The organism is Deltaproteobacteria bacterium, assembly GCA_009692615.1.
Taxonomy (GTDB): Bacteria; Desulfobacterota; Binatia; order UBA9968; family UBA9968; genus DP-20.
Genome location: SHYW01000035.1, coordinates 1 through 17,345, shown reverse-complemented (window position 1 = coordinate 17,345; position 17,345 = coordinate 1). Strand labels below are relative to the sequence as shown.

The 17,345-nt window shown below is 56.8% G+C and carries 16 protein-coding genes and 2 tRNA genes; 3 read left to right on the top strand and 15 right to left on the bottom strand.

All coding sequences use genetic code 11. From position 1 onward, the window contains the following. Window positions 1–2 precede the first annotated feature (2 nt). From EXR70_10595 to EXR70_10585, 3 genes are all read left to right on the top strand, one after another. A complete protein-coding gene (locus EXR70_10595) occupies window positions 3–287 on the top strand; it encodes a DUF2442 domain-containing protein (protein MSP38926.1) in 285 nt (94 codons plus the stop codon). Window positions 288–320: 33 nt separating this feature from the next. Next, a complete protein-coding gene (gene gfa / locus EXR70_10590) occupies window positions 321–899 on the top strand; it encodes an S-(hydroxymethyl)glutathione synthase (GenBank protein MSP38925.1) in 579 nt (192 codons plus the stop codon). Window positions 900–1,036: 137 nt separating this feature from the next. Then, complete coding sequence (locus tag EXR70_10585; protein MSP38924.1) at window positions 1,037–1,690, top strand: inorganic pyrophosphatase; 654 nt, start codon at window positions 1,037–1,039, stop codon at window positions 1,688–1,690. Between the two features lie 226 nt (window positions 1,691–1,916). On the opposite strand, the gene EXR70_10580 is transcribed toward EXR70_10585, so the two are convergent. The 15 genes from EXR70_10580 to EXR70_10510 all read right to left on the bottom strand — a co-directional run bounded on the left by EXR70_10580 (window position 1,917) and on the right by EXR70_10510 (window position 17,212). Next, complete coding sequence (locus EXR70_10580) at window positions 1,917–3,638, bottom strand: FAD-dependent oxidoreductase (GenBank protein ID MSP38923.1); 1,722 nt, start codon at window positions 3,636–3,638, stop codon at window positions 1,917–1,919. A gap of 171 nt (window positions 3,639–3,809) precedes the next feature. Further along, window positions 3,810–3,886, bottom strand: a tRNA-Pro gene (locus EXR70_10575). A gap of 249 nt (window positions 3,887–4,135) precedes the next feature. Continuing rightward, window positions 4,136–4,489 carry a MerR family transcriptional regulator gene (locus tag EXR70_10570; GenBank protein ID MSP38922.1) on the bottom strand — a complete coding sequence of 118 codons (354 nt, stop codon included), beginning with the start codon at window positions 4,487–4,489 and terminating at the stop codon, window positions 4,136–4,138. Window positions 4,490–4,498: 9 nt separating this feature from the next. Continuing rightward, window positions 4,499–4,819: an integration host factor subunit alpha gene (locus EXR70_10565; GenBank protein ID MSP38921.1), complete on the bottom strand. Its 321-nt coding sequence runs from the start codon at window positions 4,817–4,819 to the stop codon at window positions 4,499–4,501. Between the two features lie 37 nt (window positions 4,820–4,856). Further along, complete coding sequence (locus tag EXR70_10560) at window positions 4,857–6,932, bottom strand: phenylalanine--tRNA ligase subunit beta (protein ID MSP38920.1); 2,076 nt, start codon at window positions 6,930–6,932, stop codon at window positions 4,857–4,859. 88 nt (window positions 6,933–7,020) lie between these two features. Continuing rightward, a complete protein-coding gene (locus EXR70_10555) occupies window positions 7,021–8,061 on the bottom strand; it encodes a phenylalanine--tRNA ligase subunit alpha (GenBank protein ID MSP38919.1) in 1,041 nt (346 codons plus the stop codon). 20 nt (window positions 8,062–8,081) lie between these two features. After that, window positions 8,082–8,441 (bottom strand): 50S ribosomal protein L20, encoded by a 360-nt coding sequence (locus EXR70_10550; protein ID MSP38918.1) that lies wholly within the window; start codon window positions 8,439–8,441, stop codon window positions 8,082–8,084. A gap of 106 nt (window positions 8,442–8,547) precedes the next feature. Then, window positions 8,548–8,745, bottom strand: a complete 198-nt coding sequence (locus EXR70_10545) for a 50S ribosomal protein L35 (protein ID MSP38917.1) — start codon at window positions 8,743–8,745, stop codon at window positions 8,548–8,550. A gap of 39 nt (window positions 8,746–8,784) precedes the next feature. Next, window positions 8,785–9,291: a translation initiation factor IF-3 gene (locus EXR70_10540; GenBank protein ID MSP38916.1), complete on the bottom strand. Its 507-nt coding sequence runs from the start codon at window positions 9,289–9,291 to the stop codon at window positions 8,785–8,787. Between the two features lie 37 nt (window positions 9,292–9,328). After that, the gene (gene thrS, locus EXR70_10535; protein ID MSP38915.1) at window positions 9,329–11,239 is read right to left on the bottom strand and encodes a threonine--tRNA ligase; all 1,911 of its coding nucleotides are present in this window, start codon (window positions 11,237–11,239) and stop codon (window positions 9,329–9,331) included. A gap of 17 nt (window positions 11,240–11,256) precedes the next feature. Beyond that, a tRNA-Val gene (locus EXR70_10530) sits at window positions 11,257–11,331 on the bottom strand. A gap of 156 nt (window positions 11,332–11,487) precedes the next feature. Beyond that, entirely contained in the window at window positions 11,488–12,054 is a 567-nt protein-coding gene (locus EXR70_10525; protein MSP38914.1) for a CDP-alcohol phosphatidyltransferase family protein, read from the bottom strand. Between the two features lie 9 nt (window positions 12,055–12,063). Beyond that, window positions 12,064–13,371: a GTPase HflX gene (gene hflX / locus EXR70_10520; protein ID MSP38913.1), complete on the bottom strand. Its 1,308-nt coding sequence runs from the start codon at window positions 13,369–13,371 to the stop codon at window positions 12,064–12,066. Continuing rightward, window positions 13,371–16,889 (bottom strand): DNA polymerase III subunit alpha, encoded by a 3,519-nt coding sequence (locus tag EXR70_10515; protein ID MSP38912.1) that lies wholly within the window; start codon window positions 16,887–16,889, stop codon window positions 13,371–13,373. The genes hflX and EXR70_10515 overlap by 1 nt, the downstream gene beginning before the upstream one ends. 62 nt (window positions 16,890–16,951) lie before the next feature. Then, window positions 16,952–17,212, bottom strand: a complete 261-nt coding sequence (locus tag EXR70_10510) for a hypothetical protein (GenBank protein MSP38911.1) — start codon at window positions 17,210–17,212, stop codon at window positions 16,952–16,954. Between the last annotated feature and the right edge of the window lie 133 nt (window positions 17,213–17,345).

Below are 17,345 nucleotides of genomic sequence, written 5' to 3'. Positions count from 1 at the left end.
TTATGAGTTATTTGCCACAAGTTGTCGGAGCCCGCTATGTAAGTGGATTTGTCGTTTCTACTCGTTTCGATGACGGAACGGAGAAGCACATCGATGTTTCCCAATGGTTCAAAGGTCCAGTATTTGAACCTCTCAAGGATCTGAAGCTTTTCAAGAAATTCTTCGTCGAAGCAGGAACGCTCGCTTGGCCGAACGGTGTTGATATAGCGCCTGAAGCCTTGTATGCCGCGAAGGATTCAAAAAAACGACACAAAGAACAAACAAGGAAAACACGTCGCTCATCTTGATGTGATTTATTAAAGAAAGAGGAGGAACTCACAATGGCAAATTCAATTTCCGTTCATCCCGCGGTTGATCAGGGACTGAAACCCGCCGCGGCCAATTTCTCTGGCGGCAAACTTAATTGCCGCTGCTCCGAGAAAAAAGTCTCGGTCGCCATCGACAGCCAGTGCGCGCACAATCATGTCTGCGGCTGCACCAAATGTTGGAAACCGGCCGGGGCGATGTTCTCGCAGGTTGCGGTGGTGCCGCGCGACAAAGTCCGCGTGACCGCCAATGGCGACAAGTTAGCGGTCATCGACGCCAAGGCGGCGATCCAACGCCACGCTTGCAAGAGCTGCGGTGTGCATATGTTCGGCCGCATCGAGAACGACAAGCATCCGTTCTTCGGCCTCGACTTCATCCACACGGAATTATCATCCGAGCAAGGTTGGGCGCCACCGGAGTTCGCCGCGTTCGTGTCGTCGATCATCGAATCCGGCGCCGATCCGGCGAACATGGGCGCCGTACGCGCCAGACTGAAAGAGTTGAAGCTGGAGCCTTACGACTGCCTATCGCCGGCGTTGATGGACGCCATTGCCACGCATGCAGCGAAGGCGACGGGCGCGCTGAAGGGTTAGTAGCGGGACATGCTTCAACGGGCTCAGCATGAACGGAATAAATTGGATCGATCCAACTCTTGATCCGTTCGTCCTGAGCCCGTCGAAGGACTCCGAGATCGCATTCCATTAACCCGCGCACGAAGCGTTAGAAAACCATGACACTGCGCAAAGCTCGGCACGACGTCACCCGCGCGATAAAAAGTAATACCGCGGACGTGAATCAGTACCGGCCCCATCCATGGCATGGCCTGCCCGTGGGGCCGGAACCGCCTGAGCTACTCAACGCCTACATCGAGATCACGCCGTTCGATTTGATGAAGTATGAAGTGGACAAGGTCTCCGGCTATCTGCGCGTCGACCGGCCGCAGCGCTCATCGGCGCAGCCGCCGACGCTTTACGGTTTTATTCCCCGGACCTATTGCAGCGAGAAAGTGCGCCGGCTGGCGCCGGGCGCGAAACGGGGCGACGGCGATCCCCTCGACGTTTGCGTGCTCAGCGAACGGACCATCGCGCGCAACGAAATCATCCTGCGTTGCCGGGTCATCGGCGGGTTACAAATGATCGACCACGACGAGGCCGATGATAAAATTATCGCGGTGTTGGAAAATGACTACGTGTGGGGCCACGCCCGCGATATTGGCGACGTGCCGCCCGTCTTCATCGAACGGCTCCAGCATTACTTCTTGACCTACAAGCTCGTGCCCGGCGAGCGCGCCAAAGTACGCATCGCCAAAGCCTACGGCCGCGCTCACGCGCTTAAAGTTGTGCGTGCCGCAATGGCAGACTACCAAGACAACTTCGGCCGCTGAACAACCCTCGGCTTAAAGCCGAGAAGTTCTGAATACGTCGACTAGAAGCCGACTCTTCGTTGCGTCATTCCGGCGAAGGCCGGAATCCATGATTTTTTTAGCACTGCACCTAAAGTGAAGATGGATGCCGGCCTGCGCCGGCATGACAAAACTTTTCTTCGCGTGAAGGCGAGGGATTTAAACCATACCCGAAAGCGACATTAAAATCCGCGCAAGATCGTAGCCGCTATTCCGCCGCAGCATTCTTGCCGCAGATAAATCCCTGCGTCGTGCAGCGGCCCAGGCCATGCTGGTTGAAGCCGCCCGCCGACTCGCCCGCGCAGTAGAGTCCCGGAATCACCTGCCCGCTCATGTCCATCACCTGGCATTTCGAATTGATGCGCAGTCCCGAGCGCGTGTCGTGCACGTTGGGCGTGCCCCAGGCGGCGTAGAACGGCGGCTTGGCGATTTTATATTTCGGCGTGGGCTTGCCGAAGTCTTCGTCTTTGCCGGCATCGACGAAGGAATTGTAGCGCGCCACGGTGGCTTCCAAAACTTCGCCGTTCACCGGTTTGACTTGGAACTCGCTTTTGATCTTGGCGGCCAACTCTTTCAAAGTATTGGCACTGAAAAAGTAACCGTCGGGATCGACATGGGGCGGCTCGACGATCCATTTGTTGCGCGCCACCGCTTCGGCGTCGAAGATCGCCCAGATCGGCCCACCGGAATATTCCGGCGCTTCGGAATGTTCGTTGATCGCCACGGCGGCGTTGAAAAAATTGTAATTGCTCGGGTGGTAGTGAATGTTCTCGTTGTTGCGATAATCGTTGGGCGTGTAGGGATCGATGTCGCCGGCGACGTTGCCATGGGGATAGTCGCCTTTGGTTTCGTCGTAGAAACGCTTGCCGACCTGATTGACCAAGATCACGTTCTGCCAGTCTTTGAGCGTCAGTCCGACCGCCTTGACCAGCGGAAAGATCGGCGACTCCAATTCCCAATTCATGTAGTTCCATTTGGTGCCAAGGACGCGCTGGGTGCGGATTTGGTCGCCGACTTCCAAGGTCTGGTTGACCAAACCCCAGAGCGACGCGCCGATCTCCATGGCGGCGCGCTCGCCGCTGGCGTCTTGATAACTGTACGGCTCGCCGGCGACGGTCAGCACTTCGGTCAAGCGCGGATCGAACATGCGGCGAAAATTGACATCGCTGGTCATCCCGCCGGTGGCGACGATCACGGCTTTTTTTGCCCGCACGCTGACGCTCGCCTGGGTGCTCTCGATATTGCCGTCGGAGCGAAAACTTTTGAGCGGCGTCGATTGCCCCGGCATGATGCGCGGATTGTACGCCGCGCTAACGCCGGTGACGCGCCCGCTCTTCTGCCCTTCGCGCACGAAGCCGGTCATTTTATAGCTCAATAAAAATTTGACGCCCTTGGCGCGCGCGCTATTTTCCAGCGGCCGAATCACGCCGGTGCCGGGCCGCGCGTTGGGACTTTCCAGCCCGGCTCCCTTCGTCCAGAAAGCATGATTTTCCCGCGGCGCCGAATTACCCAAACAGTGGCCGCCCTGATTGTCCGGCGCGATCGGTTTGAACTCGACGCCGTTTGCCAAGAGAAATTCAAAGGTCGGCGCGCAATGATCGGCGAACGCGCGCATCACTTCGCGGTCGTTGTAGCGAAAATCCGGCCAGCCGTTGTTCTGCACCACGGTCCAGTCGGTGAGATCGGAGAACACCATGTCCGGCGAATCGGCGATGCCATATTTTTTTTGCGCGCTGGTGCCGCCGCCCAGCGGCACGTTGCCGCCGCTGACGATCGCGTGGCCGCCGACATCGTAGTTGGCTTCCACGACGATCACCGATGCGCCGCCATCGGCCGCTTTGATCGCCGCGGGCAAGCCCGCGGCGCCCGCGCCGATGATCACCACGTCAGCTTCAAAATCCCAGTTATGCTTCGACTCCGCCTGTGCCATTGATGTCTCCTCCGCTTCGGTTTTGTGATTGTGATTTACGCCGCCAAGCTAGGGCGATGGTTCGCAACTCCCCGGCTTCTACCACGCAGGACAAAACCCAGCAACAGAAAAAACAGCACCGGCAAATCGCCGGCGCCACGTTGTCATAGAATTTTGTAATAAGAAGTGAATTGGTCGGGGCGGCCGGATTTGAACCGGCGACCTCACGCACCCCAAGCGTGCGCGCTACCAGGCTGCGCCACGCCCCGACGGCGGTCGAAAGACAGGCGCGAATGTAACACTCCGACCTGGCTAAATCAATTTGCCGAAGCGAAATCGAAGGTAATCGGCCGGCCTAACTTTAAGAAAATATGCTCTCACCACGAAGGACACGAAGATCACGAAGATCGGAGTTTAAATTATCCGAAACCTTCGTGTCCTTCGTGGTGAATAGTGTCTTTCTTAATGGGATGCGGCTACGGTTGAAATGCCTACGGCACTAACGCGGGATATTCGCTTTAGGAAACCAGACGGCGCAGGGATTCTAATTCTTTTTTAAGCTTCATCAGCGCGCTTTTGTATTTTTGTTCGGTGAGCGGCAGCTTGAGCTGATTTTTTTCGTCCTTCTTGGACTCTTTGAGTTTCTTGCGCGCCCCTTCGATGGTGAAGCCTTCGCTGTAGAGCAGCCGTTTGATTTCGAGCAGCAGCTCGACATCGCGTTTCTTGTAGAGCCGATGTTTGGACGGCGCTTTGGAAGGTTTCAGCAGCTCGAACTCGGTCTCCCAGTAGCGCAGCACGTAGGGCTCGACGCCGACGATCTGGCTGACCTCGCCGATCTTGAAGTAAATTTTTTCCGGCAGGCGAGTGACCATCGCTGCTGTTTACTCCGCCGCGTCGGAAGCCGGCGAACCTTGGCCGTTGGCCGCCATGCCGTTCAAACTCTTCTTCATGATTTGGCTGGCTTTGAATGTCAAAACTTTGCGCCCGACGATGATGATCTCCTCGCCGGTCTGGGGATTGCGCCCTTTGCGCGGCCGCTTGGTGTTGACGACGAAATTGCCAAAGCCCGAGACCTTGACCTTCTCGCCCTTCTCGAGACAACTTTTGATGATGTCGAAGGTCGCCTCGACGACATCGGTGGCGTCTTTTTTAGAAAAGCCGACCTTCTCGTAGATGCGCGTGATTATTTCCGCTTTTGTCATAAACCCTTCATCCCTTCGGAGCCGCGATCGACTCCCGCTAACTGCGCCGTTCGGCGCCAAAGCTGTTGCCCAGCCGCTCCACTAAACTCTGATGCAATGTGTTGACCTCCAAATCGGTCAGCGTGCGATCCTCCGCGCGGTAAGAAACTTTGTAGGCCAAACTCTTTTTACCTTCGGGAATGGGCGCGCCGAAATATTGGTCGAAGACATCGACATGTTCGATCAAGGCTTCGCCAAGTGTGGCGATCCAAGCGATCACTTTTTGGGCCGCGAAGTCGCCGTCGACCACCAGCGCAACGTCCCGTTCCACCGCTGGAAAGCGCGGCAGCGCATGGGCCGCGATTCGCCGCGGAGCATACTCAAGCAGTTTTTCGAAGTCAAGTTCAAAGACGCAGCAAGTCGGCACTTCCAACTGTTCGCAAGCGTCCGGATGGAGCTGTCCCAAGTAACCAGCGGCGACGCCGTTCAGTGATAATTGCGCCGACTGTCCGGGATGCAAGCTCGCCATTTCCACGGCCGACCAAGTGGCCGCCGAGCTTAGATCAAATTGTTCAAGCAGCGTTTCGATCAATCCTTTGCATTCGAAAAAGCCTAAAGGCGTAACATTGCCGAGCCGCAAGCCGCGCCGCGCACGCGGGCCGAAGAGAATTCCGCCGACAACCTGGCGCTCGGCGCTTTCGACATCCCTCGTTAGAGCAAAAGTCTTGCCCAAATGATACAGCGCCACACTCTCAGTCTTGTGCGCCAGATTATATTTCAAATTTTCGATCAGACCGCCAAGCAAGCTGTGGCGCATTTCGCCGTTGTCCTTGGCCAACGGATTCAGCACCGGCACCGCCTTGGGCGCGCTCCACAGTCCGGGAAACACTCGGTTCAGGGTTTCGCTGGTAAACGGCAAGTTGATCGTCTCCGCCAAACCTTCGCCGGCCATGAAAGACCGAAGCTTGCGTTCCCAGATCAAACGGTAATCTCGTTTGCCGCCCGACGATTTGAGCCACGGCAATGTCGAAGGAATCCGATCGTAGCCATGCAAGCGCGCCAACTCTTCGATCAAGTCCGCTTCCCGGGAAATATCCGGCCTGCTAGTCGGACAAAAAACTTTCACGCCGCCCTTGCCTAGACGGGCGGTTTTCATGCCGATGGAACGCAAGAGCTTTTCCGCTTGGCTTAGCGGCAGCGCCACGCCCAACAGTTTTTCGATGCGCGCTTCGCGCAGGACGATCGCCGTCGGTTTAGCTTTGCGCGGATAGCGATCGATCACCGCGCCGACCGGTTGCGCACCGGCGATTTCACCGAGCAGATAAACCGCGCGGTCGAGGGCGGCCAACGTGCCTTGGGGATCGACGCCGCGCTCGAAACGATGCGACGCTTCGCTGCGCAGGGCGAGCCGTTTGGCGGTGCGGCGAATCGACGCCGGCGCGAAGTTGGCGCTTTCGAGCAAAAGCGTGCGCGTTGAGTCGATCACTTCAGAATCGCTGCCGCCCATGACGCCGGCCAGCGCCACCGGCACATCGTTATCGCAGATGAGTAAATCGTCCAGCGCCAGCTCACGTTCGACACCGTCCAAGGTTTTTATTTTTTCTTGTTGATGGGCCCGACGCACGACGATCTGCTTGTGCGTCAAACGCTCCAAGTCGAAGGCGTGCAACGGCTGGCCGGTTTCGAGCATGACATAATTGGTCACGTCGACGACGTTGTTAATGGCGCGAAAGCCGCAGGCTTCAAGCCGTGCGCGCAGCCAGCCGGGCGAAGGCGCGATTTGCACGGAGTCGACGACGCGCGCCGAATAGCGCGGGCAAAGATCGCGATTGTCAATTCTCACCTTGACGCGTGGATACGTCGCCGCGTTTTTTGTCGGCGCACAGACTGGCGGTGATTTTAGACTCGCGCCGGTAAGCGCGGCGACTTCCCGGGCGATGCCGGCGATACCCAGGCAATCGCCGCGGTTGGGTGTGACACCGATTTCAATAAGCTGATCGGCGCTGCCCGCTCCGTCAGTTAAAGCGCTGACCGATTCAACTTCGAGTCCGGCCATGGTGAGCAGCTTGGCCAGCTCATCGGTGGTGCCGGTGAAGTCGACAAATTCTTTGAGCCAGTTGAGAGTGAACTTCATAAGATTGGAGTGGCGGAGTATTGGAGTGATGGAGTGCTGCTTCCGGAACCCAATACTCCATCACTCCAGTACTCCATTACTCCGCCTTTCACCTGAATTGCCGCAAGAAACGTAAATCATTTTGAAAGAACGCACGAATATCATCGATGCCGTATTTCAGCATGGCGATCCGTTCGACGCCCATACCGAAGGCGAAGCCGGAAACTTTTTCCGCGTCGTAACCGACGCATTGAAACACCGCCGGATCGATCATGCCGGCGCCGAGAATTTCCAGCCAACCGGTGGCTTTGCATACCCGGCACGTCTGGCCGTCTTTGTGAACGCCGCTGCCGCCGCAAATGACGCATTGAATATCGATCTCGGCGCTGGGCTCGGTGAACGGAAAAAAACTAGGCCGAAAGCGCACGCCGGCGTCACGCTCGAAGATTTGCTGGAGAACGTGAGTCAGCACGCCTTTGAGATCGGCGAAAGTGATGCGCTCGTCGACCATGAAGCCCTCGACTTGATGAAACATCGGCGAGTGGGTCGCGTCGTCGTCGTGGCGGTAGACCGCGCCGGGCACGATCACTTGCAGCGGCGGTTTACGTGTCTCCATGGTGCGAATCTGCACCGGCGATGTATGGGTGCGCAGCAAGCGGCCGTCGGCGACGAAAAACGTATCCTGCATGTCGCGCGCCGGATGGTCTTTGGGGATATTGAGCGCTTCGAAGTTGTGGTAATCGTCTTCGATGTCCGGACCGCGGGCGATCTCGAAACCCATGCCGCAAAAAATTTCGACGATCTCGTCGATCACCAGCGTCAGCGGATGGCTGCTACCGCGCTGCCAGCGCGTGCCTGGCAAGGTGATATCGATGCGCTCAGTTTTGAGAGTTTGCGCCTTGGCCTGCGCTTTAAACCCGTGCAGGCGCTGGTCCAGAAGCTCTTCAAACTCACGACGCAGTTGGTTGAGCGCTTCGCCGGCGCGCGGCCGCTCCTCCGCGGACAAGTCTTTGAGCCCGCGCAGACGCAAGGTCAAACTACCGCTTCGGCCCAGGACTTCGACCCGCAGCTGCTCAATCTCCTTGTCGGAGTTCGCTTGCTGGATTCGCTCCAGAACCTCTCCGCGGAGAGTTTCCAGTGAATCGTTCATGGCACTGGAGAGCTAAGCGCTTACGCGCTTAGGTGAGATTTTGCGGTTTGTGCGATTTGACCGAAGGCGGTCATGTCCGCCGCGGCGATTTCCGCCAGAATTTTGCGGTCCAACTCCACCTTGGCTTCTTTGAGTCCCTTGATCAGCTGATTGTAAGAGATGCCGCAGATTTTCGCCGCCGCGCTGATGCGAGTGATCCACAGACCGCGAAAGGTGCGCTTTTTCACGCGCCGGTCACGATACGCGAACACCAAGCCACGCTCGACGGTCTCTCTCGCAGAACGATACAAACTGCCGCGGCCACCGACGTAGCCCTTGGCCAGCTTCATGATCTTCTTATGCTTCTGCCTGGTCTTTACTCCACCTTTAGCTCTAGGCACGATGAAACTCCTTCCCTGATTCGCGTTGAGAGATTGGCTTCGAGATCAAAACGCTTGAGAACGCGCCGATCCCAACCTCAACGCTTTTTGGTCAATCCTCGACGCTTTATTTATACGGTATCAGCTTGCGGATATTCTTCACTTCCGCGCTAGCCACCAAGGTCGCGTGACGCAAATTGCGCTTGCGCTTTTTCCCTTTGCTCGAAAGAATATGGCGCTTGTTCGCTTTATTGCGTTTTATCTTGCCGCTTCCGGTTACGCGAAAGCGCTTCGCGGCGGATCGGTTGGTTTTGATTTTAGGCACTTTTCACTCCTCTACTCTCATTCCGATTGATTCAGCGACTTAACCTTTGGGCGTCACGAGCATCGCCATGTTGCGCCCCTCGAGGCGCGGATCGATGTCCAATTTGGCGACGTCGCGCAATTGCTCCATGACGCGCATCAGCATTTGCCGGCCCAGCTCCGGATGGGTTATTTCCCGGCCGCGAAAGAACACCGAAACTTTCACCCGCTGGCCTTCGCCGATAAACTTGCGAATGTTTTTGACCTTATGCTCGACGTCATGAGGATCGGTGCGCGAACCCATTTTGACTTCTTTGATTTCGACCACCGAGCGCTTGCTCGCGCTATGAGTTTTCTTTTTCTGCTCGTAGCGAAACTTGCCGTAGTCCATCATGCGACAGACCGGCGGCTGGGCTTCGGCCGCGACTTCGACCAAATCCAATTCTAGCGCTTCCACTTGCTTGAGCGCTTCATGCAGCGGCAAGACTCCGAGCTGTTCCCCCTTAGGCCCAATGACGCGCACCTCACGGGCGCGAATTTGGTGATTGATTCTCGCTTCTCTAGCTATTGGACACCTCCGTCCGGTTTCCCAGGATCATCTATTTCTATGCTGCTCCAACGTCGAGTGCAACCTCGGCGCGTAACTGGGCGATAAATTCCTCGACCCCCACAGCCGGCAGGTTCTCGCCACCGCGCCGGCGCGGCGCCAGCGTCTGGCCCGCCACTTCTTTGTCGCCGATCACCACGGCGTAGGGAATCTTGGCTAACTGGGCTTCACGAATTTTGTAGCCGAGCTTTTCATTGCGGCCGTCGAGCTCGACACGCCAGCCACCGGCGCGCAACTGCTCGAACACGCTATTGGCGTATTCCTTATGATCGATGGTGACAGTCAATAACTTTACCTGCACCGGCGCAAGCCAGAGCGGAAACGCGCCGGCGCAATGTTCGATCAAGATGCCCATAAAGCGCTCGATGGAACCGAGAATCGCCCGGTGAATCATCACCGGCCGTTCGTCAGTCCCAGCCGACGAGGTATAAACCAAATCGAAGCGCTGAGGCAAATTGAAATCGAGCTGTATCGTCGCCAGCTGCCAACCGCGCTTGAGCGCATCGAGCACAACGAAATCGATCTTGGGCCCGTAGAAAGCGCCGTCGCCGGGATTGATCTGGTAGTCGATCCCTTCTTTGCTGAGCGCTTGGCTGAGGGCGGCCTCAGCTTTGTCCCAAATGACCTGCTCACCGATAAAATCCTTTGGCCGGGTCGAAAGCTTGACCTGCATATCGCTAAACTGAAAGGTCTTATACACTTCACGCAGCATTTTAATCAGGCTACCGATCTCCGCTTCGATCTGCTCCGGCGCGCAAAAGATATGGGCGTCGTCTTGCGCGAAGGAACGCACTCGAGTCAAACCCGCGGTCACGCCGGAGCGCTCGTAACGATGGAGCCGGCCGAAGTCGGCGATACGCAGCGGCAGGTCGCGATAGGAGCGCTTCTTCGCCGCGTAAACGAACGTGTGGCCGGGGCAGTTCATCGGCTTGACGCCGAACTGGCGCTCGTCGACCTCGGTGAAATACATGTTGTCGCGATAGTGTTCGTAATGGCCGGAACGGCGCCACAGATCGACATCGAGAATTTGCGGCGTGATCACTTCGTCGTAACCGTAACGCACGTAGAGCCGGCGCATGTAGGCGATCAACTCGTTGTAAACCGTCGCGCCCTTGGGATGAAAAAATGGACTGGCCGGCGCGATCGGATGAAAACTGAAAAGGTCTAGTTCCTTACCGAGCCGGCGGTGATCGCGCTTCTTGGCTTCTTCCAGCAAGCGCAAATGTTCTTTGAGCGCGTCTTTGGAATTCCACGACGTGCCGTAGATGCGCTGGAGCATCTTGTTCTGCTCGTTGCCGCGCCAATAGGCGCCGGCCACGCCGGTTAGTTTGAAAGCTTTAATCGCGCCGGTCGACGGTACATGAGGGCCGCGGCACAGATCCACCCAGTCGCCTTGACGGTAGAGCGAGACGAATTCTTCTTTTATACCTTCGATGATCTCGACCTTATAGTCCTCGCCCATCTTGCGAAACAGCTCGATGGCTTCCGCCCGTGGCAGCTCCTCGCGGGTAATTTTCAAATTGGCTTTGACCAATTCCTGCATGCGCGTTTCGATCTGTTCCAATTCTTCCGGCGAGAAGGACTGGCTGCGTTTGAAATCATAGTAAAACCCGTCGTCAATGGTCGGACCGATGGTCACTTGAGTTCCCGGAAAAAGCGCCTGCACCGCCTGGGCCATCAAATGAGCTGTGGAATGACGAATCACGTCGAGGCCATCGGCGCTCTCGGGCGCGATCCACTCGACGGCGCAATCTTTGTCCAACGGACGATTGAGATCGACGGCAACGCCGTCCACCTTGGCGGCGATGAGATTTTTAGCGCCGGCGGCAGCCGCGATCTCCACAACTCGGGTTCCTGAACGAACGTCAACGGCACTACCGTCAACAAAAGTGACGTGAATACTTTCCATGCCGGCAAATTAAAAAATGGTAGGCACGGGCAGGATTGAACTGCCGACCTCTTCCGTGTCAGGGAAGCGCTCTCCCACTGAGCTACGTGCCTGAAAGATCTGACGGGGTGGAGCGCAATCGGTCGCGTTTTCGAAGTGCGAATACATGACTATCTGCTGTGCCGATCGGGAATCTGCTAAAAGCCTAAAGCTCCATCGTACTAGACAATGCAAGAAATTGATTTTACTACCAATTTTTGGCCAAACTGTCAACCGGGCGGAGTGATCGACGGTGCTTTGACTTGCAACCAAAGCAAACCGCGATACAAATATTGAGCCCCCGAAACCAGGGTCGTCAGCGCGGTCAGACCAACAAAAAAAGTCAGCACATCGGCACTGAACAACTTCGGATCGTGCAACAGCGCCAACGCCACCGCCAAGGTCAGCAACTGAAATGTCGTGCTCCATTTGCCGAGGCGGCTCGGCCGCACCTCCAAGGTCTCCGAAACTAGGAAATAGACGATGCCGTAGCCGACGACAATAAACACGTCGCGTAGGACAACCACGATCGCCAACCAAGGCGGTATTCCGCCGATGGAACCCAGCATGCCAAACGACGTGAATACCAATAGCTTGTCCGCCACCGGGTCGAGATAGGCGCCCAAGGCCGTCTGCTGGTTCATCCAGCGCGCCGCCAGCCCATCGAGAAAATCGGTGAGCCCGCCGATGGCAAAAATTACCAAAGCTTCCCAATAGAGATGATAGGCGAGGCATTCCAAAAAAAATGGAATGGTGAGGATGCGCAGCAGCGTCAACGTGTTCGGCAGGTTGAGCATCGATCGCTTTCACACCAGAAGCTTCGCCGCCGCACGATCGCCATTGAGTAGTTTACGCATTTGCCCGGCAAGCTTGGCCGTCACCAAGGCGGTGACGTGAATACCCTCGGCATCGTAGGTTTCCTTGACGATCCGGCCGCGCTCGCGCAAGAGCGCCACCCAACTACCCTGCTGCAAACTAAAGCTGGCATCGAACAGCTCTTTTTCGCGGTCGAGAATTCCGCCGACTTGCGCGAGCAGCTCGGCGACGCCGCCGCCCGTGAGAGCTGAAATCGGACAAACTCCGGCAGCGTTCTTGCTCATGCTTTGAATTTCACGGACCGGCACCGTTGCCACCACATCGATCTTGTTCGGCACCAACAGCGTCGGAATTTCCCCGGCACCGATCTCGTCGAGGACGCCGTCGATGACTTTGATTTGCTCGTCGTAGAGCGGGTTGGCCATGTCTATCAAATGCAGCAGCAAGTCGGCGCGGCTCACCTCTTCGAGGGTTCCCTTGAACGCTTCGATCAAGGAATGGGGAATCTTATTGATGAAACCGACGGTGTCGACGATCATCACCTTGTCGCCGTTGGGCAGCCGTAGCGCCCGGGTCGTCGGATCGAGCGTCGCAAACAGATTGTCCTCGACGAAAACTCCGGCGCGCGTCAGCGTGTTCATCAAGGTCGACTTGCCGGCGTTGGTGTAGCCCACCAGCGCCACGGTAGCAAAAGGCACTTCGCCGCGCTCTTTGCGCTGCAGCGTGCGCGTCCGCTCGACGGTTTCTAGCCGATGCTTGAGATGGCCGATCCGTTCGCGAATGCGCCGGCGGTCGACTTCGAGCTGAGTTTCGCCCGGTCCGCGGGTGCCGATGCCGCCGCCAAGTCGCGACAAGTGGGTCCACTGGCGCGTCAGCCGCGGCAGCAAGTATTGCAGCTGCGCCAGCTCGACCTGCAGTTTGCCTTCATTGCTGCGCGCCCGCTGGGCGAAAATATCGAGGATCAATTGACTGCGGTCGACGACCCGGACTTTGAAAGCGGTTTCCAGATTGCGCTGCTGCGCCGGCGTCAAATCCTCGTCGATGATGACTAAATTGGCATCGAGATCGTGAATGCTCGCCTTGATCTCGTCCACTTTACCGCTGCCGATTAAGGTCGCCGGCGTCACCCGGCGCACCTGTTGGGAATGTTTGCCGAGCACGGTGGCGCCGGCGGTTTTCGCCAGCCGTTCTAGTTCTTCCAGACTATATTCGAGAGGAAGCTGCGGGTCGCGGGACGGCAACTCGACGCCGACGAGAAGGGCTTTCTCTTTGGGGCGCTGGGTGGAGATGAGCGGCATTAAGCGTTCAAGGCGTGGAAGCGCACTCGCGCACCGAAGAGTTTTTCCACCGCATCTTCGAGCTCCGGCGTCGCGGCGATGCGCACTTGATCGGAGAGCTCGATGACGGTCTCATCCTGCACCGCCGCCAGCAGATGAAGATAAACCGTCGCCGGCCCGGGATAGTCTAACAACGTATCGCGCAAGCGCACCAACTCATCGGCGGAGACTTCGCACTCGCGCACGTAGAGATGAATCTTCTCGCTGTTGCCGTTAGTCTTGCCGTTACCGTTGGCCAAATTGTTTTTCTGATTCTTCACCGCCTCGGCCAGGCCGATCACTTCATTGGCGATTACTTGAATGCGGTCCTCGCCCACTTCCATTTTACCTTTGACGTAGATCGGATCGTCGGTACCGAGCAGATCGGCGCATTTTTTGTAGGTCTCCGGCCAAGCGAGCACTTCGATAAAACCGCTCATGTCTTCGAGATGGAAACTGCCGTAGCGGTCGCCCTTCTTGGTGTTGCGCAAGCGCAACGCCGAAACTACGCCGCCAAGGCGCACTTCGCCCGACTGGGCGCGCTCCTTCATCGCCGCGATGGTGCCGTTGGTGATCCGCTTGAGGGCGCGCTCGTATTTGTCCAAGGGATGTCCAGTGATGTAGAAGCCCAGCGCTTCTTTTTCGAAGGCGAGTAATTCCTGCGACGACCACTCGGCGACCTGAGGATAAATATCGCCGGGCTTCTTGGCGCCTTTGACCGGCGTCCCGAGCATGGCGAAAATGTCGATCTGATTACTCGATTGATCGCGCTGGTGCGCCTGGCCGGCCTTCATGGCATCGTCCAAGGCGCCCACCATGCGCGCCCGCGAGGTCTGGGTCGAATCGAAAGCGCCGCACTTGATCAAACTCTCGATCACCCGCCGGTTGACCGCCTGCATATCGACACGACGGCAAAAATCGAAGAGCGAAGTAAACGGCCCGTCTTCGGTGCGGCTTTTGATGATCACTTCGAGAGCTTTTTCACCGACGTTTTTGACCCCGGCCAAACCGAATCGAATTTTCTCGCCCACCGGCGTGAAGTTGGCCAGACTCTCATTGATATCCGGCGCCAACACGACGATGTCTTTCTCACGGCACTCGGAGAGGTTCTTGATGACCTTTTCGGTATCGCCCATTTCCGAAGTCAACAACGCCGCCATGAACTCGACGGGATAATGGCTCTTGAGATAGGCGGTCTGATAGGAAACCAAAGCATAGGCCGCCGAATGGGACTTGTTGAAACCGTAGCGCGCAAAGGTTTCCATCTGATCGAAAATTTCCGTGGCGCGCTGGCCGTCGATCTTCTGCGCTTTGGCGCCGTCGACGAAACGGGAACGCTGGGCGGCCATCTCCTCGGGATCTTTTTTGCCCATGGCCCGGCGCAAGATGTCGGCGTCGCCCATGGTGTAGCCGGCGAGAATCTGCGCCGTCTGCATGACCTGTTCTTGGTAGACGATGACGCCGTAGGTGTCTTTGAGAATCCCTTCGAGCATGGGATGGAGATATTTAATTTTTTCTTTGCCGCTTTTGCGCTTGATGTAATCCTCGGCCATGCCGCTATCGAGGGGGCCGGGGCGGTAAAGCGCGAGGATCGCGACCAGATCCTCGAAACAGTTGGGCCGAATCCGCACGGTCATGTCGCGGATCCCGGTGCTCTCAAGCTGGAACACGCCGGTGGTGTTGCCCTGGCACAGCGTGCGGTAGGTTTTCTTGTCGTCCAAGGGCAAGCGGTTGAGATCGATCTTATCGCCGCAGGTGACGTCAATAAGCTTCAGACAATCATGCAGCAAGGTCAGCGTTTTCAAGCCGAGAAAATCGAACTTGACCAAACCGATTTTTTCCACCCAGGTCATTTCGTACTGGATGACGATGCCGCCTTCTTTATCGACGAACAGCGGACAGTGGTCGACTAACGGCAAATTCGACAGCACCACGCCGGCGGCATGAGTGGACGCGTGGCGCACCAGACCTTCCAAGCGCAGCGCGTGATCCATCAAAGTTTTCACCCGCGGATCGTTCTTGATCAGCTCGGGCAGACGTGGCTCCATTTTCATCGCTTCGGTGAGCGAATAGTCGAAGCCCTGCCTGGGCGCGGGAATCAGCTTGGCGATGGCATCGGTTTCGGCGAAGGAAAAACCCAACGCGCGACCGACGTCTCTGATCGCGGCCTTGGCTTTCATGGTCCCAAAGGTGGCGATCTGCGCGACCCGATCCGCGCCGTACTTATCCTTGACGTATTGAATCACCTGGGCGCGGCCGCGGATGCAAAAATCGACGTCGATATCGGGCATCGACTTGCGCTCGGGATTGAGAAAGCGCTCGAAGATCAAGACATGGCGGATCGGATCGAGATCGGTGATGCGCAGCGCGTAGGCCACCAAACTACCGGCGGAGGAGCCGCGGCCGGGGCCGACGGGAATGCCGTTTTGCTTGGCGTAGTTGATGAAATCGGCGACTACCAAGAAATAACCGGGAAACTGCATGTCCTTGATCACGCCCAGTTCGTAAGCGAGCCGCTCCTGGTAGTTTTTTTTAATTGTGGGGTCGGTCACGCCTTCGAGACGCTCGGCCAAGCCCTGCTGCGCCAACTCGTCGAGATAATCGTCGAGGCTGATTTCTTTCGGCGGGGTGAAATTCGGAAAGTGATACTTGCCGAATTCGATCTCGAGGTTGCAGCGCCCGGCGATCTCAATCGTGCGTTCCACCGCGCCGGGACACCAGTCGAAGCCATTGGCCATCTCCTCGGCAGACTTTAAAAACAGTTCGTCGGTTTCGAGCTTCAGCCGATTGTCGTCGTCGATAGTCTTACCGGTTTGCACGCAGAGCAAAACATCGTGCGCATGAAAATCGTCGCGCTCGCCGTAATGGCAATCGTTGGTCGCGACCACCGGGATCGACACTTCCTTGGCCAGTTCGACGAGCAAGCGATTGACCTTTTCCTGCTCCGGCAGCTTGTTGTCTTGAATCTCGATGTAGTAGCGGTCGCCGAAAATCGACGCGTAATTCTCCACCGCCGCCTTGGCCTTTTCATAGTTGCCGTAATTGAGCGCCTGGGAAACTTCGCCCTGCAGACAAGCGCTCAAGGCGATCAAGCCGCCGTTGAGTTCTTTGAGAATTGCTTTGTCGATGCGCGGTTTGTAGTAGAACCCTTCCATGTAGCCGAGTGATACGAGTTTGCACAGATTGCGGTACCCCTCGTTGTTCATCGCCAACAGGATCAAATGGTTGTTGTACTCTTTGGGGCCCTTATCGATCCCCTTGCGTTCGAAGCGGCTGGCCGGCGCGACGTAGATTTCGCAGCCGATGATCGGTTTGATGCCCTGGCTCTTGGCCTCGCGGTAAAACTCGATGGCGCCGAACATGTTGCCATGGTCGGTCATCGCCACCGCCGGCTGGCCCAGCGCCTTGATGCGGCCGAACATTTTGTCGACCTTGTTGGCGCCGTCTAGGAGGCTGTATTCGGTGTGACAGTGTAAGTGAACGAAACCCGCGTGATCCATCGTAGTGAAAGTTTTCTACCACAAAGACAATGGCTCGACAATTATGCCGCGGTAAAAATCGTTCAGGAGTTATCCACAGGCTTGGGCCACAAGTTTGCAGCGATGAAATCTTCCAACAGCGAACCGAGCACGTTGGCGAACTTCAATGCCCAACGTTCTTCAGCGGCGATGGCGATCAAGCGTTGCCCTTCGTAAAGCACCAAAGTTTCGGCATCGACATCGAGCCGCGCCCAATAGAGATATTTGACGTTGGGATAAACATCGCCGGTGGTGCACTCGAAACGGCGATAGTTGTGAAAATGTCTTAGGGAACCTCTGAACAACTGCCCTGGAAGCAGGGCAGCGGAGGATAGATCGTTTTTTTCGTAATGAGTTACAGTTTTTGCGAAGTTATATCAGATTACATTTTGCTCTCGTGGTTAATAGGGTCCTTAGTTTTGCCTCGATTTGCCCCCG

Excerpts from the sequence above, each read along its gene's own strand:
- EXR70_10595 (MSP38926.1), top strand. The coding sequence starts at position 3 with ATGAGTTATTTGCCACAAGTTGTCGGAGCCCGCTATGTAAGTGGATTT.
- gfa (MSP38925.1), top strand. The coding sequence starts at position 321 with ATGGCAAATTCAATTTCCGTTCATCCCGCGGTTGATCAGGGACTGAAA.
- EXR70_10585 (MSP38924.1), top strand. The coding sequence starts at position 1,037 with ATGACACTGCGCAAAGCTCGGCACGACGTCACCCGCGCGATAAAAAGT.
- EXR70_10580 (MSP38923.1), bottom strand. The coding sequence starts at position 3,638 with ATGGCACAGGCGGAGTCGAAGCATAACTGGGATTTTGAAGCTGACGTG.
- EXR70_10570 (MSP38922.1), bottom strand. The coding sequence starts at position 4,489 with ATGGTCACTCGCCTGCCGGAAAAAATTTACTTCAAGATCGGCGAGGTC.
- EXR70_10565 (MSP38921.1), bottom strand. The coding sequence starts at position 4,819 with ATGACAAAAGCGGAAATAATCACGCGCATCTACGAGAAGGTCGGCTTT.
- EXR70_10560 (MSP38920.1), bottom strand. The coding sequence starts at position 6,932 with ATGAAGTTCACTCTCAACTGGCTCAAAGAATTTGTCGACTTCACCGGC.
- EXR70_10555 (MSP38919.1), bottom strand. The coding sequence starts at position 8,061 with ATGAACGATTCACTGGAAACTCTCCGCGGAGAGGTTCTGGAGCGAATC.
- thrS (MSP38915.1), bottom strand. The coding sequence starts at position 11,239 with ATGGAAAGTATTCACGTCACTTTTGTTGACGGTAGTGCCGTTGACGTT.
- EXR70_10525 (MSP38914.1), bottom strand. The coding sequence starts at position 12,054 with ATGCTCAACCTGCCGAACACGTTGACGCTGCTGCGCATCCTCACCATT.
- hflX (MSP38913.1), bottom strand. The coding sequence starts at position 13,371 with ATGCCGCTCATCTCCACCCAGCGCCCCAAAGAGAAAGCCCTTCTCGTC.
- EXR70_10515 (MSP38912.1), bottom strand. The coding sequence starts at position 16,889 with ATGGATCACGCGGGTTTCGTTCACTTACACTGTCACACCGAATACAGC.